We start from the raw sequence: 16,210 nt of genomic DNA, 5'->3' as shown, positions 1-16,210 counted from the left end.
GACAAACACAATGACGGTTATATTTGTCCGAAAGGACAGATCCTTTCCTACCGGACCACCACAAAGGAAGGATACCGCCAGTATGCCTCGCAACCTTCGATCTGTAAATCCTGTCCTGTGATTAGCCAGTGTACGCAGAGTAAGAACCATAAGAAGATCATTCAACGCCATATCTGGCAGAAGGACCTGGAGGTGGCGGAGGACTTGAGACATCATCATGAAATCAAAGAGATATACGGAAAGCGCAAAGAGACGATCGAACGTGTTTTTGCCGATGCCAAAGAAAAGCATGGCATGCGGTGGACAACCCTTAGGGGGCTAAAAAAATTGTCCATGCAGACGATGCTGACTTTTGCTGCTTTAAACCTTAAGAAGCTGGCCAACTGGACATGGAAAACGCCAGTTATGGCGTAATCGGATCCGGTACAATGGGAAACGACAGCTCATCTTTAATAAATATCGCTTCTAAATGACAAAAGGGTTGGAAATCAAATCGATTTCCAACCCTTTTGTCTACACTCTGAACAGACCTTTCATAAGGTCTGTTTTTTTGAAGTTTTTTTGTGGTTTATACAAAAGCGTTTGCAGCTGCCGAGATGAGCAAATGGGCATCCGCTAAATGTTTTCCGCTGTTTTGGGCAGGATATGCTTGTTGGGAATTTCTTGCGGGAGGAAAACTTGAAATGGATGATTTATTGGTCGCTCGATCACTGTTTGGCACAACAATGGCATTTCATATTATTTTTGCGACGATCGGCGTAGGATTGCCGCTGATGATTTTGACAGCGGAAATTATGTATCAGCGGACAAAGGATCTGGATTACGTAGTCATGGCGAAGCGCTGGACAAAGACCTTCGCGATTTTGCTCGGTGTGGGCATACCGACGGGCACCATTGCCGGCGTTCAGCTTTCTCTGCTTTGGCCCGGTTTCATGGAAGTTATCGGCCGCGTCATGCCGCTGCCATTTCAAATTGAAATTTACGCATTTTTTGTTGAAGCATTATTTATGTCAATCTACGCTTATGCGGCTGAAAGGATTCCGCCATGGATGCGGATCATCAGTTTGATCTTTGTTGGATTAGGAGCGCTCGCGTCTGCCGTATTGATCACAAATGTTCATGCTTTCCAGGGGACACCGGCCGGTTTCAGGATAGAGAATGGAAAATTCGTCGATATTGACCCTTGGGCGGCATTTTTCAACCCAAGCTTTTTTGTCACTTCGGGACATGTCGCTTTAACTGCTTATGTCGTTGGTGCTTTCGTCGTTGCGTCGGTGGCGGCCTTTAAAATGATGCGGAATCCACATGGCTCGCGGCTATACGCATTTCACCAAAAAGCGCTGATGATCAGTCTTGTTATCGGCGGGATTTTTGCAATTCTCTCCGCTTTAAACGGGCATGCCTCCGCTCAATACTTACATAAATACCAGCCTGAAAAGTTGGCTGCGGCTGAAGGGTTGTTTGAGACGCAATCCCATGCCCCGCTGGCAATTGGCGGAGTCACCGACAGAGAGACAAAAGAAATCAAAGGGGCGATTGAAATTCCTTGGGCCCTTAGCTTTCTTGCCGGAAACAGCTTTGATACGGTTGTCGTCGGCTTGAATGATTTTCCAGAAGAGCTCTGGCCCCCTTTATTCATCCATACCCTGTTCAATGCGATGGTATTGATCGGCTCCTTGCTTATTATGATTGCCATAGCAGGGTTTGCATGGAGAAAGTGGCTGAAGAAGGATAAATATCCGAAGCCTTTTCTGTGGCTTTTAGTTGCCTCGGGGCCTCTGGCTGTTGCAGCGATTGAGTGCGGATGGATTTTCGCCTGTACCGGCCGTCAGCCATGGGTCATTTACCATGTGTTAAAGACATCGGAATCTGCGACAACCGCAACGAACCTGGGCATCCTCTTCATTCTGTTCATTTCGGTTTATGTCATCCTGGCCATTGCTGTCGTAGCGGTTCTCTTATACTTCTTCAGAAAAAATACGGAGTTGGATGATTTTCGCAAAGCCGAGGCAAAACTGCTGGCGAGCAAAAATGGAGGCGGTCCAAAATGACGAGTGCTTTACTTGCAATCTCAGTCTTATGGGGATTTGTGTTTATCTATTCCATCATGGCAACGATGGATTTCGGGGCCGGATTTTGGTCCATGCTTTATATAAACCGGGAAAAAACAAAAGCGACCAATATTGCGAACCGCTATTTATCCCCGACATGGGAAGTGACCAATACATTCATCGTCGCCCTTGTCGTGGCTGTATATAGTCTGTTCCCCAAAGCCGCCTATACCCTCGGGACAATCCTGCTCATCCCGGGCAGCGCCATACTCCTGCTTCTCGCCTTACGAAGTGCTTTTCTCGTGTTTTCCAATATTGCGATCGAATATAAAAAGCCGCTTACGTATATATCAGGAATTACCGGAATCCTGATCCCGGGCCTGCTGATCAGTGTACTTCCGATCACCCACGGAGGCTTCATCGATTACATCAATGGCAACCCGGTTCTGAACTTGGGAGCGCTATTTTCCAGTCCGAATGTGTATGCCTTTATCGGTTTTGCAATCAGCAGTACGTTATTCTTGTCCTCACTGCTTCTGGCCGATTATTCAAAGGCTTCCGATGAAATGGAGGCATATAAGGTATACATGCGTGACGGCCGCGTTTTAGGCCCGGTTTCCGTCTTGATGGCCTTTCTTATCATGCTCACGATGAGGGGAGAGGCTCCCTGGCTATTTGAGCGGATGATGGATCACCTCCCGTTATTGCTGCTCTCTTTGGTATTCTTCCTCGTTGCCGGGGTCGGGCTGTTCTCTCGCTCCGTTACGGATAAAAACGTCAGGGGGATGCCGAGGCTGTCCGTCATCGCGGCCATCCTGCAATACTTTGTGGCAAGTTATGTGTATGGAAAAGCCCATCTGCCTTATATCGTTTATCAGGATATTAACATCCATGATGCTTTCACGGATCCCAACTCCTTCCGGGCCGTGTTCATCACCTATATCGTGGGATTCGCCATCCTCTTCCCGGGCTTCATCTATTTCTGGAGTCTTTTTATGAACGACAAACGCTATCTCCGGCAAAAAAACTAAGGGGGTCTGTTCTCTGCTGTAAAGCAGCAGAGACAGACCCCCTTTTCCTCATTTTCTCGAAGGAAGAAGAAAGGTGAGGAGGAGAATGAATGCACAAAAGGCGAGACAGATGAGCGCGACATTATGGAGGTGTTGGGTGTCCAAGTGCCGGTTGAAGGCGATGCCGAGCAGGCTGGAGGACAGAATGGAGCCGATGTAACGGCTTGTTTGGAATAGGCCTGAAGCTGACCCTGTTTCCTCCGGCTTTACATGTTCATACAGTGCTGTTTGCATCGAAATGTTGTTAAAGCCATTGCTCATGCCAAGTACGGCCATAATAACGAGCAGCCACAATAAAGAAGAATCTTCATGTAATGTCAGCAATAGAGCCGTTCCTGCAGTTAAAATGGCGGCCCCGGCAAGCAGCGGCACCTTGGAGCCGTAACGTTCAATCATCCGGCCGGCAATAGGTGCGACGATGACTCCGAATCCGGCCAGCGCAAGCATGATCAGCCCTGTATGCCTTTCGCTGTAATGGTGCACCTGAAGCAAAAATGTCGGAAAGCCGAAAAAGTAACAATAGTAGACAAGGTTGATGAGGATAAATTGAAGATAAATCCGCGTTACGGCATGGCTTTTCCCCAAACTGCGAACATCAATGAACGGCTCTTCATGCCTGCTCTCATAAAAAAAGAAGAGGCCTCCTGCAGCGAGAAAAAGAGCAAGTGCCAGTAAGTTAATGCTGCCTTCGAGCGAAAGCAAAAATAAAATCAAGCCGCACATCGCACTAATGAAAAGAGCGATACCAAGAAAGTCGATCTTTTTCCATTCAATTTTTCCGGGACCGGATGACGGCAGGATAAAAAGCGCCATCGTAAATCCGAGGAGGATAAACGGGAGATTTATGAGAAATATCGCCGGCCAGTCCCATCCTTCAATCAGAAAGCCTCCGATCGAGGGACCGAATGCCGCTGAAGTCGACGCGAAGATAGATAATGTCGCGAGCGCCTTGGCCTGTCCTTCAGTTATATGAGTGCGTACCATGCTCATACCGCTTGGAAACAGGGTCGAACTTCCTATCGCTTGCAATGCTCTGCATCCGAGAAGAGCACCGAAATTTGGTGAAAACGGTGCAAGAATAGAAGAAGCCGCGACAATCGTCAATCCGGTCATAAACAGCTTTTTCGGCCCGAACATATCGCTCAGCTTGCCCATAACCGGCTGTGCAGCTGCACTGGCAAGGTAAAATACGGAGATAAGCCAAGATGCATCGGAAAAAGTCAGGCCGAACTCTCGCTGCATCCGTGTCAAGGCAACGGAGATCATAGAAGAATTAAGCGGGTTCAGCAATGTGCCCAACCCGATTGTCAATACGAGCAGCCTTGGGCTGTACCCGGCCTTCCTCATCATGCGAACCACCCTTTCATGAACCCTTCCCCATAACATTCCCTCTCCTCCGATTAATATTGCTTTGGGGGGCTAGTCCCTTTGTTCTTTTTTGAGCGGGTGTCTTGATGTGCCGCTTGGGAAAGGTGTAGTATTTAGTAAAGTGGAGATTGGGGTTTTTTCGTATGAATGAAAGGATTCTTGCAATCAGTGATATCCATGGGTGTTATGAGGAGATGCTCGAGTTGCTGCAGACGGTGGATTACAAGCCGGAAAAGGATCAGCTCATCCTGCTCGGCGACTATGTCGACCGGGGGGAGAACAGCGTGGATGTTCTTTACTATATAAAGGAACTGGTTGAGCATCACGGTGTAGTCGCACTGAAAGGGAATCATGATAAGATGTTTTGCGACTGGCTTGAAGATCCGCTCGGACTGTTGGACAGATACTCCCGGAATGGCGGCATGGAGACGATTCGCTCCTTTCTTAATTTGCCGGCAGCTCCTTCTGTTGATGAAGTTGCGGCACTCCAAGAAGCGGCAGAGACAATTCGAATGAAGCATGCCGGCCTGATCCGATTCATCGAAGAACTACCTTACTATTATGAGACGCCTGACTATGTGTTTGTCCATGCAGGCATCAATCCTGTGCATGGGGATTGGAAAGAGACAAGCGAATATGAAATGATTTGGATCCGTGAACCGTTCCTGGATTCCGGCCATTCATTTGACCAAGTATTTATTCATGGCCATACGCCGACAATATATTTGCATAAAGAAGCTGGCATCTTTTTCGGTGAGAAAAAGATCGGCATCGACGGCGGATGTGTTTTTGGCAACCAACTGAATTGTCTGGAACTGAAAGACGGAGCATATAAACAATTTTCAGTAAGAAAAAAGAAATTGCTCCCTTCAAGCATAAGAGAGAGCAGTTAGGAAAGGCTGATGGAAAATGGAAGATAAGATAAAATTGACGTCCTTATCATCAAAAGGAGGCTGCGGCTGCAAAATCGGCCCGAGCGATCTCGCTGACGTTATCCGCATGCTGCCTGCAGCTGTGCCGGACCAGAATCTACTGGTCGGACTCGATACTAGTGATGATGCAGGAGTATATAAGCTGACGGAAGATTTGGCAATTGTTCAAACACTTGATTTTTTTACACCGATTGTAGACGACCCTTATTCATTCGGCCAGGTTGCAGCCGCAAATGCAATCAGCGATATCTATGCGATGGGCGGCACTCCGATCACGGCCTTAAATATCGTTGCGTTCCCTATAGCAGATCTGGATAAAGAGATTCTCGCCGATATTCTTCGCGGGGCAGCGGATAAGCTAAAGGAGGCCGGAGCAACCCTTGTTGGCGGGCACTCCATTGAAGACCGCGAGCCGAAATTCGGAATGGCGGTAACAGGTACAGTCCATCCAGGAAAAATCCGTACAAATGCAGGAGCTAAGCCTGGCGATAAGCTGATTTTGACCAAACCGATCGGTGTCGGCATTTTGAGCTCATCGCTCAAGAAGGGTCTATTGAACGAGGCTGAAATCGAACGTGTGACGAAGGTAATGGCAACTTTGAACAAAACCGCAGCCGAAACGATGGCCGATTTCACCGTCAATTCGTGTACCGATGTAACAGGATTTGGTCTCCTTGGACATGCCTCGGAGATGGCGAAAGGGAGCAGCGCAGGATTGACGATTTACAAAAGCGAGGTTCCGGTTTTGGACAGAGTACGGGAATTGGCCGAATCGGGCGTAATCCCGGGCGGAACGAAAAACAACTATGCCCATTTGCAAGGATCGGTCACTTTTCCAGAATCGATGGATCAGATTGATCAATGGATTTTATGCGACGCGGTCACTTCAGGCGGTTTGCTTATGAGCGTAGCGGGTGAAGAAGCGGACACGCTGCTGAAAAAACTGACCGATGCAGGTGTCGAGGCGAAGATTATTGGTGAGGTAACCGCGGAACAGCCTGGACATGTTGTTGTAAAACCGTAAGACTGTGTCAACTAGGCGATAAGCGGCCTGAAAAATGCTTGGCCCCACACTTTCTTTCGATAAAGTGTGGGTTTTTCAAACTTTATACCGATGGAGAGGTGAGACAGGTGTTCAATGAGATCGGAATTAACGAAATGCTCGAGTTGCGGGAACAAGGAAAAATGAATCTGATTGATGTCCGTTCCCCGTCAGAATTTAAAGAAGCGTCAATCCCGGGAAGCTACAATATCCCGCTTTTTACGGATGAAGAACGGGCAGAAATCGGCATCCTTTATAAGCAAGTAAGCCCGGAAGCGGCACAGGAAAAAGGATTAGAGGTTGTTTCGGCAAAGCTGCCGGCGTTTATCGGCCAGTTCCGGGACATCCCCGGCGAGAAAACAGTCTTCTGCTGGCGCGGCGGAATGCGGAGCAAGACGGCTGCAACTGTATTGGACCTGATGAATATTCATGTTCATCGCCTGCAAGGCGGGATAAGGGCGTACCGGAAATGGATCGTTGACAAAATGGAGCATATGGAATTCCACCCGCCTGCTTATGTCTTGAACGGAAACACAGGTACAGGCAAAACAGTCATCCTCCGGAAACTCCAAGAAGAGGGCTATCCGGTTGTTGACTTGGAAGGAATGGCCAACCACCGCGGTTCCATATTTGGCCAGGTCGGCCTTGAACCGCATAATCAGAAAACTTTTGATGCGCTTCTATATGAACGGCTTCATCAGCTTCAAGACGCTCCTTTTGTCATGTTCGAGGGGGAAAGCCGAAGAATCGGCAGGGTCGTATTGCCTGAGTTTGTCAATGACCTGAAAAATGGCGGAATCCAAATTTTCCTCGACATGCCGATGGAGGAAAGGATCCAGCATATTTTGGATGACTACCGACCTTGGGAATACAAGGAAGAGTGCTTGGAGGCTTTCGGGAGAATCAAAACGCGGATCCATACACCTGTCGCTAAGGAAATTGGGCAGTCCTTGCAAGAGGAGGACTTTTCCAAGGCGGTCCGGCTGCTGCTCGAATATTATTACGATCCGCGCTATGAGCATTCGGCAGATCAATACGATGAGGAAAAGCGAATCATTTTGAAGGTGGCCAATGCAGAGGAAGCAATCGAAAAGATTGTCGGCTTGCTGCCAAAATTGAGCCTGAGCCATTGACAGTCCGACTTTGAAAAAAGGGAGAGGTTCAAATGGAGTTCAAAATGAACGAAAATGGTTTTCAGACGGAAACGGGTTTTGAGCTATTGAAAATATCCGGCAATGATGAATTCGGAGTCCGCCCGTACCAGTTGATGATTTCTTCCATAGCAGGCTGCAGCGGCGGAGTGCTGAAAAATATTTTGCATAGAATGCGCTTAGACTTTTCGGATATCACCATCACGGCAGAGGCAAAAAGGAACCCGGATATTGCGAATCGTATAGAAGAAGTCATCATGCATTATACGATCACAGGCAAGAATCTGGATCCGCATAAAGTGGAGAGGGCCCTGGAGCTCACATTTAAGAACTGCTCTATGATTCAGTCCGTAAAAGACCAGATCAAAATTACCGAAACCCATGAAATTCAAAATGACTAATCTAAAAATCAAGGGTCAATCTCACGTTGCCTAGGAGCGGGAGATTGACCCATTTTTTTAGATTAATCAGGCGCTGATGGGGTACATTATCCTTAAGAAGGTGATCAGGTGAAAAATATATTCGGCATTTATAAGAATGATCTACATAATATTGTAACAAATTGGGTGGCGGCTGTTTTAATCGGCGGCCTGATTTTCCTGCCTTCATTGTATGCATGGTTTAACATCAAAGCGATGTGGGATCCTTATTCTGAAACCGGGAATTTGCCTGTTGCCATCGTGAACGAGGACAAGGGGGCCGATATCCGGGGGCAGGCGATCAATGCCGGTAAGGAATTGGTCAGCACGCTGAAAGAGAACGAGACGATGGAGTGGCATTTTACGGACAGGAATACGGCGATGTCGGAACTGGAGTACGGTAATTATTTTGCCATGATTGTCATTCCGGCGGATTTCTCTTCCCGGCTCGCCTCAGTCATTTCCGATCATCCGCAAAAGGCGCAAATCGAATACTATGTGAATGAAAAACTGAATTCTGTTGCCCCGAAAATTACCCAAAAAGGGGCGACGGTCATTGCCCAGCAAGTCAGCAGTAAGTTCACTTCAACGGTAAACGGAGTGATATTCGGACTTTTTAATGATATTGGGATTGAAATAGAAAAGGACAAGCCGGATATTCAGCGATTTGAAGAGTATGTATTTACGCTGGAAAAGGATCTTCCGGACATCAATAAGACGCTCAATCAAACGCTGACTGATGCACACTCCGCACAGGAACTCATAGGAAAGGCTGAAAAGATGGTACCGGAGGCCCAAAGGCTGACGGAAAATGGTGTCAATACCGTGGATCGGGTCACCGGATATTTGGACAAGGCAGATGCCAGGCTAAAGGAAATGTCACCGCAAATCAATGCGGATCTAGCGAAAGTCCAACAGATTGCAAAAGAGGCGGACAGCTTTCTGGGCAAGCTGCAAAACATTACTATTGATTTAACCGAGGGCGAGAAGATCAAACAGGATCTCCATACGAAAGTGACAGATTCGATTGACTCCCTTACAGCTATTGAAAATTCGCTCAAGCAAATCCAGCAGCTGCAAAATGAGCAGACCGCTGCAGATCAAAATACTGCAACGGAGGGAAATCCCGCGGCAGCCCAGGACTCTGCCATTCGTGAAAAAGAAAATCAGCAAGTAGCCGCAGCATTGGAAAAGGTCGGCCAGCTCCGGGCACTTCTTCAGGAAGCGGATCAAAATGCAGCTCAACTCGATACATTCTTCGCTGGAAAAGAGGGTGAGTTCAAGCAGGCGCTTTCCGACCTTCATCAACTTGCAGGCAATACGTCTGTAAGGATTGATTCGTTCGCCAATGAGTACAGGAATACAATTGAACCGACTGTGCAAAAAGAAATTGCCAATGCCCGGAATACATTATCAGGTGCAAAAGGTCTTCTGACAGAGATCCGCTCCGCATTTCCGCAAATAACAGGGGTTTTAAGCAGAAGCGGTCAAAGTCTGAATGAAGGCACGGGAAAACTGGAATATGCGGAAGGACAAATGCCTTTTATCAACGATCGGGTCAAAAAGCTGGCTGATAAGATCCGCAATATCCAGAAAGAAGCCGATTTGAATGAAATAATTCAACTTCTGCAAAACAATCCGTCGGCTGAGAAAAGCTTTTTTGAGGAGCCTGTGACGCTGTCCGAGCACAAGTTGTTTCCGATTAAAAACTATGGAACAGGCATGACGCCTTTCTATACGGTGCTCGCCATCTGGGTCGGATCACTGCTGTTAATTTCCCTCTTATCAACCGACGTCATCAAGCCTGATGGATATTCGGGAAGGGAAGTTTATCTCGGAAAGCTGCTCACTTTCCTGTCGATCGGCTTTCTGCAATCATTGATTGTAACAATCGGTGATATGGTCATCCTTGGTGTTACGGTGAAGGCACCGTTTTGGATGATAGTCTTTTCTCTCTTTATCAGCCTTGTGTTCATGCTGATCGTCTATACGCTCGTTTCCGTCTTTGGCAATGTCGGCAAAGCGATGGCAATCGTCATGCTCGTCTTGCAAATCGCCGGGTCGGGCGGAACCTATCCGGTCGTGCTTCTACCGCCATTTTTCCAGGCTATCAGTCCTTTTCTACCTTTTACGTACGCGGTAGACCTGATGAGAGAAGCGGTTGGAGGCATCATCTGGAGAAGAGTAGGGACCGATGTAGCTGTATTGGCCGCCTTTGGTCTGGCAGCACTGGTACTTGGGACGTTTTTTAAGGAACCGATCAACCGGAGAACGAAGAAACTGCTGAAAAAATCCCATGATTCGGGGATTTTCCATTAAGAAAGACCTATGTGCGGCAAAAAACAGTGTTGACAAGTCAAATTCAAAGTGATTAAATAAGAGAAAGCGTTAACAAAAACTTAATGGGTTGTTACTGTTCGGCAGGCAAAACCTAATTTTGGGGAAGAATAACCGTTGTGATATTCTTCTGTCAAATTTAGGTTTTTTTTACTTGTTCAGGGGGGGAGTGTGAGAGATGAGGATAAAGAAGATACTAAATAATAATGTGGTCATCTCATTGAATAATGAAAACCAGGAAATTGTCGTAATGGGCAAGGGGCTGGCCTTTCAAGGGAAAATCGGCAATCCGATTGATCCCTCTAAAATTGAAAAGACATTTGTTTTGGAAACTCAGGGAATCGCGGAAAAGCTTGCAAAGCTGTTAGCAGATACTTCAGAACTTTATTTGAACATTTCTTCGAAAATCATTCAATATGCTCAGTCACTTCTTCCTTATAAACTGGATGAGTATCTCTATGTTGCGCTAACGGACCATTTGAGCTTTGCGATAAGCAGGTATAAACAAGGGATTTACCTGCAAAACCCTTTGATTTGGGAAATTCGGAAGTACTATAAACTGGAGTATCAGATTGCCCTAAAGGCACTCGAGATGATTGAAAAAGAGACAGGTGTAGTTCTTGGTGAGGATGAGGCTGCATCAATTGCATTACATCTGGTCAATAGCCAGATTTCCGGAGAGAATATGTCGGCTGCGGTACAAGTAACCGAAATAGTAAATACAATTTTGAGTATCGTTAAGTACCATTTTAAAATGGAATTGGATGAGGACTCCGTCAATTACGAACGATTTTTAACACACCTCCGTTTTTTTGCAATCCGATTTATCCGCAAGGAAAAAAGGGACGATAGTGTGGATGATTTTTTCTATAATCAAATTAAATTAAAGTATGCAGAAGCATATGGCTGCACAAAAAAAATTGCCGCCTATTTAGAAAACAACTTTAAATGGACGATAACAAATGATGAAGAGGTTTATTTAACAGTCCACATTCATAGGGTCACGGACCGTCATAAACTGAACTCCGTGGATTCTTAATAAGGAGAAAGCGGTAGTAAATTTATAATCGAATAACTTTTAAAGGAATGTTACCTAACCGGGCATAACCTGAATTGTTTTGTTCGCACATCCAATGTGTGAACCAATCAATTCAGGTTTTTTGTTTGCCAATAGTACTAAAAGGGGGTGGTGGGTTTTCAGAACGGATTCATGTGCAAGGGGCCATCTATAAATATTCTAAGGGGGAGAAAAAATGAAAAAAAACGTAATGAGTGTATTATTTGCGTTTGTGTTGATGTTGAGTTTGGCAGCATGTGCCAACTCAGAACAAAAGACTGAAAAGAAATCGAATGAAGAGAATAAAGTAGCGGATCAATCAAAGGAACCGGGAAAAGTAACGATATACCTTGTCCGTCATGGGAAAACAATTTTGAATAATACTGACCGAGTACAAGGTTGGGCAGATGGACCATTAATTCCGTCTGGTGAGGAATTAATTAAGAAAGTTGGTCAAGGTCTGTCAGATGTCCCGTTTGTCGAAGCCTATTCCAGTGATAGCGGGCGTGCTATTCAAACAGCAAAATTAATTTTAGCTAAAAACAACACCACTGCAAAAGACTTAATACTTTCAGAAAACCCGGCAATACGTGAAGCTTACTTTGGAGTTTATGAAGGGGAAAAAAATGAGGTTATGTGGGATGAGGCAGCTAAGAAGCAAGGGTTGAATTCCTCGAAAGAATTGTTTGCAGCAGGGGGAAATCCAATTGAACTACTGATGAATGCAGTTTCGGAACTCGATGAATCCGGAGAAGCAGAAAGCTACAATGAATTAACGGACCGTGCTTATAATGGCTTTTTGAAAATTGCCGAAGAAGCCTATCAAAATGGCGGCGGTGACGTACTAGTCGTCTCTCATGGAATTACAATAGGCGCCATTGTAGCCCAAATCGATCCGGCCAAGGTCCCTTCGGGCAGCTTTGAAAATGGCAGTGTGACGAAATTAGAGTTTGACGGTAAGGACTGGAGTGTATTGGAAGTAAATGAAATGAAGTATGCTGAATAAGTTTATTGGGTGTCAGCGTCAAAAGAAAGCGTTGACATAGGCAAAATGGAATGATACTATTTACTTGAAAATTGAATAATCTATTTAAGGAATGTTACCTTTTACGGGCATAACCTGAATCATTTTGTGATAGCTTTCGTGTGCGCACACGATAAGCATGATCAAATTGATTCAGGTTTTTTATTTTAAAAAATTCCAAGGAAAGCAGGATCGATTATGAAATATGAACAATTGGCCAAAGACATTATAAAAAACGTCGGCGGAAAAGAAAATGTCAACAGTGTTGTTCATTGTATTACTCGTTTACGCTTTAAGTTAAAAGACGAAAGCAAAGCAAATACAGATGTACTAAAAAGTATGGATGGCATTGTAACCGTTATGAAAAGCGGGGGCCAGTATCAAGTGGTTATCGGAAACCATGTGCCGGATGTATACAAGGCAGTTGTTGAGGAAGGCGGGTTTCACACCCAATCTCCTATAGTGGAAGAGGATGGCAAGAAACAAGGATTAATTAACGGATTTGTCGATATCATATCAGGTATCTTCACTCCGACACTTGGTGTGCTGGCCGCAGTAGGGATGATCAAGGGATTTAATGCTCTATTTATCGCATTGGGCCTGTATGCAAATACCTCCGGGACGTATCAAATCTTAAACGCAGTCGGGGATTCCTTGTTCTGGTTCTTCCCAATCTTCCTTGGCTATACAGCAAGTGTTAAATTTGGCGGTAATAAGTTCATTGGAATGGCGATAGGTGCTTCCTTGGTTTATCCGGCGTTATCCACTTTATCAACGGGTGAACCGCTCTATACTTTGTTTGCGGGAACGATGTTTGAATCGCCGGTCTATATTACGTTCTTAGGTATCCCGGTTATTTTGATGAGCTATGCATCATCTGTTATTCCAATTATCATCGCAGCTTATTTCGGAGTGAAATTAGAAAAATGGTTTACGAAGGTCATTCCTGATGTTGTAAAAACATTTTTAGTTCCATTTTTCACTCTGTTGATCATTGTACCGTTAACATTCATCGTAATCGGACCTGTTGCAACATGGGCGGGTCAGCTTATCGGGCAGGTTACGCTATGGCTGATTAATCTAAGCCCAATCATTGCAGGAATTTTCCTTGGTGCCCTTTGGCAAGTATTCGTTATATTCGGTATGCATTGGGGGCTAATCCCAATTGCCATAAATAATATCATGGTAATTGGCGAAGATTTAATCTTAGCTTTAATTTTCGCTGCATCTTTTGCCCAAATCGGTGCTGTCCTGGGTGTTTGGCTTAAAACGAAAGATAAAAAGCTAAAGTCGTTGAGTCTTTCAGCGTTTATTTCGGGTATTTTCGGTGTAACCGAGCCCGCGATTTATGGGATTACGCTCCCATTGAAAAAACCGTTCATCATGAGCTGTATCGGTGGAGCTGTCGGTGGAGCAATCCTCGCTTCATTTAAAACAAAGGTTTACATCATGGGCGGATTGGGGATATTCGGTTTCCCGGGTTTTATCCATCCAAAAGAAGGGATTACCTCTGGATTATTAGGTTCAGTAATCGCTGTTGTTGTGGCGTTTATCATTGGTTTTGTTCTAACCTACTTATTCGGCGGTGTAGGAAAGGTTAAGAAATCCGCAGATTTTCAGCCTGGAGAAGCGGGAACAAAGGCATCTCAAAAAGAGGGGTCTGAAATCAATGCAATAAGTGAGGTTATTTATAGCCCTTTCAACGGAGAAGTAAAGCCTTTGTCAGATCTTACGGATGCTGCATTTGCATCTGGCGCACTTGGAAAAGGTGTAGCCATCGAGCCGTCTGAAGGAAAGTTACTTTCTCCTGCAGCCGGGACTGTTTCAGCCTTATTTCCAACCAATCATGCAATTGGAATTACAACAGATCAAGGTACAGAAATTCTTGTTCATATCGGGATGGATACTGTACAACTGGAGGGTAAGTTTTTCACCCCCCATACGGTGCAAGGCTCTCGTGTGGAAAAAGGTCAGCTGTTAATTGAGTTTGATATGGAAGAAATTAAGAAGGCCGGCTTCCCATTAACGACTCCAGTAGTTGTGACGAATCAGGATCAATACAATTTGGTGGCAACACATGAAATGAAGGTAAGTGCTGGGGAACCTTTAATCAAATTAGAAGCAAAATAAATCAATGCGAACAGAAGGGAAATCCTTTCCCTTTAAATATAATAAAAAAGGAGTTTTGATCATGACTATGAATTCATTTCCGAAAGATTTTTTATGGGGAGGCGCTACAGCTGCCAACCAAATTGAAGGAGCCTATTTAGAAGATGGTAAAGGTTTAACAACAGTTGATCTTATGCCAATCGGCAAAAACCGTTGGGATGTCTTAGTAGGAAATGTTCGTTCCTTCACACCTATTGAAGGTGAATATTATCCATCGCACGAAGCAATCGACTTTTATCATCGATATAAAGAAGATATCGCCTTGTTTGCAGAAATGGGCTTTAAATCATTCCGTCTGTCCATTTCTTGGGCGCGTATCTTTCCGAATGGAGATGATGAACAGCCAAATGAAGCGGGATTACAATTTTATGATGATGTGTTTGATGAATTATTGAAATATGGTATGCAGCCGGTGGTGACGATCGCCCATTTTGATGTACCCGTTCATCTGGTAAAAGAGTACGGAGGGTGGAGAAACCGCAAGCTTGTAGACCTCTTTGAAAAGTATGCTACAACTCTTTTCAACCGTTATAAAGATAAAGTGAAATACTGGATGACTTTTAATGAAATTAATATGCTTCTGCACTTACCGTTTGTCGGTGCCGGGCTCGTATTTGAGGAAGATGACAACAAGCTGCAAATTCAGTATCAAGCAGCACACCATCAACTTGTAGCAAGTGCGTTAGCAGTTAAAGCATGTCATGAAATTAGTCCAGATGCCATGATTGGTTGTATGCTTGCAGCAGGTATGACATATCCATACACTTGTAATCCTGATGATATATATAAAGCGATGGAGAAAGACCGTGAGTCCTTTTTCTTCATTGACGTCCAGTCCCGTGGTGAATATCCAGGGTACGCAAAACGTTTCTTTAAAGACAATAACCTATCCATTGAAATGGAAGAAGAGGATCAGGAAATATTAAAGAATCATACTGTTGACTATATCGGCTTCAGTTATTATGGAAGCAGAGCCACTAGTACAGATCCCGAAATTCTAAAACAAATATCTAGCGGAAATGTGTTTGCTTCAGTTGAAAATCCGTATTTGGAACAGTCGGAGTGGGGCTGGCCAATAGATGCAAAAGGTTTCCGGATTACTGCAAATCAGTTATATGATCGCTATCAAAAGCCGCTATTCGTAGTGGAAAACGGACTTGGCGCGGTTGATGAAGTGACGCCTGACGGAAAAATCAATGATGATTACCGAATTGACTACTTGCGCAAACATATTGCTGCGATGGGGCAAGCCATTGAGGATGGAGTGGAGATCCTCGGGTATACGAGTTGGGGTCCGATCGATCTCATCAGTGCTTCCACAGGTGAGATGAAAAAGCGATACGGCTATATTTATGTCGATAAAGATAATGAAGGGAACGGGTCTCTAAAGAGGCTGAAAAAGAAAAGTTTCCATTGGTACAAACAAGTAATTGAGTCAAATGGGGCAAATCTGGACGATATCAATTAACATAGTAATAACCGCATAAAGCCTAAATAAGTTTGAGAGATAAAAACCCCTCTTAAGACTTATTTAGGTTTTTCTGTTTGAAGGAGGCATCATCATATTTTTTTGAAACCTTCCTTCGACAT

At 44.9% G+C, this 16,210-nt stretch carries 13 protein-coding genes; 12 read left to right on the top strand and 1 reads right to left on the bottom strand.

What is annotated here, in order from left to right:
* The 3 genes from AC0TWI_RS11420 to AC0TWI_RS11410 form a co-directional block, all read left to right on the top strand.
* A partial coding sequence (locus AC0TWI_RS11420; RefSeq protein WP_488126476.1) for a transposase occupies positions 1–414 on the top strand: 414 nt, incomplete at its 5' end.
* 269 nt (positions 415–683) lie between these two features.
* A complete protein-coding gene (locus AC0TWI_RS11415; protein ID WP_488126475.1) occupies positions 684–2,051 on the top strand; it encodes a cytochrome ubiquinol oxidase subunit I in 1,368 nt (455 codons plus the stop codon).
* Entirely contained in the window at positions 2,048–3,082 is a 1,035-nt protein-coding gene (locus tag AC0TWI_RS11410; protein ID WP_488126474.1) for a cytochrome d ubiquinol oxidase subunit II, read from the top strand. The genes AC0TWI_RS11415 and AC0TWI_RS11410 overlap by 4 nt, the downstream gene beginning before the upstream one ends.
* A gap of 48 nt (positions 3,083–3,130) precedes the next feature.
* Here AC0TWI_RS11410 and AC0TWI_RS11405 read toward each other — a convergent pair whose 3' ends face one another.
* Positions 3,131–4,507, bottom strand: coding sequence for an MFS transporter (locus AC0TWI_RS11405; protein ID WP_488126473.1), 1,377 nt, complete (start codon positions 4,505–4,507; stop codon positions 3,131–3,133).
* 125 nt (positions 4,508–4,632) lie between these two features.
* On the opposite strand from AC0TWI_RS11405, the gene AC0TWI_RS11400 reads away from it, so the two are divergent.
* The 9 genes from AC0TWI_RS11400 to AC0TWI_RS11360 all read left to right on the top strand — a co-directional run bounded on the left by AC0TWI_RS11400 (position 4,633) and on the right by AC0TWI_RS11360 (position 16,088).
* Positions 4,633–5,382, top strand: coding sequence for a metallophosphoesterase family protein (locus AC0TWI_RS11400; protein WP_488126472.1), 750 nt, complete (start codon positions 4,633–4,635; stop codon positions 5,380–5,382).
* Positions 5,383–5,398: 16 nt separating this feature from the next.
* Positions 5,399–6,445 carry a selenide, water dikinase SelD gene (gene selD, locus AC0TWI_RS11395; RefSeq protein WP_488126471.1) on the top strand — a complete coding sequence of 349 codons (1,047 nt, stop codon included), beginning with the start codon at positions 5,399–5,401 and terminating at the stop codon, positions 6,443–6,445.
* Positions 6,446–6,552: 107 nt separating this feature from the next.
* Positions 6,553–7,596, top strand: coding sequence for a tRNA 2-selenouridine(34) synthase MnmH (gene mnmH, locus AC0TWI_RS11390; protein ID WP_488126470.1), 1,044 nt, complete (start codon positions 6,553–6,555; stop codon positions 7,594–7,596).
* Positions 7,597–7,628: 32 nt separating this feature from the next.
* On the top strand, positions 7,629–8,015 hold the full coding sequence (locus tag AC0TWI_RS11385; RefSeq protein WP_488126469.1) for an OsmC family protein: 387 nt from the start codon (positions 7,629–7,631) through the stop codon (positions 8,013–8,015).
* Between the two features lie 108 nt (positions 8,016–8,123).
* The gene (locus AC0TWI_RS11380) at positions 8,124–10,352 is read left to right on the top strand and encodes a YhgE/Pip domain-containing protein (RefSeq protein ID WP_488126468.1); all 2,229 of its coding nucleotides are present in this window, start codon (positions 8,124–8,126) and stop codon (positions 10,350–10,352) included.
* Positions 10,353–10,548: 196 nt separating this feature from the next.
* Positions 10,549–11,409 (top strand): BglG family transcription antiterminator LicT, encoded by an 861-nt coding sequence (licT, locus tag AC0TWI_RS11375; protein ID WP_488126467.1) that lies wholly within the window; start codon positions 10,549–10,551, stop codon positions 11,407–11,409.
* A 214-nt stretch (positions 11,410–11,623) separates the two neighbouring features.
* Complete coding sequence (locus tag AC0TWI_RS11370; protein WP_488126466.1) at positions 11,624–12,433, top strand: histidine phosphatase family protein; 810 nt, start codon at positions 11,624–11,626, stop codon at positions 12,431–12,433.
* Between the two features lie 216 nt (positions 12,434–12,649).
* Entirely contained in the window at positions 12,650–14,581 is a 1,932-nt protein-coding gene (locus tag AC0TWI_RS11365; RefSeq protein ID WP_488126465.1) for a beta-glucoside-specific PTS transporter subunit IIABC, read from the top strand.
* 61 nt (positions 14,582–14,642) lie between these two features.
* Positions 14,643–16,088 (top strand): 6-phospho-beta-glucosidase, encoded by a 1,446-nt coding sequence (locus tag AC0TWI_RS11360; protein WP_488126464.1) that lies wholly within the window; start codon positions 14,643–14,645, stop codon positions 16,086–16,088.
* The last annotated feature ends 122 nt before the right edge of the window (positions 16,089–16,210 follow it).

This window comes from Lederbergia sp. B243.17 (genome assembly GCF_057657925.1).
The sequence above is the reverse complement of the archived record's forward strand: the minus strand, read 5'-3'. Positions and strand labels throughout refer to the sequence as shown.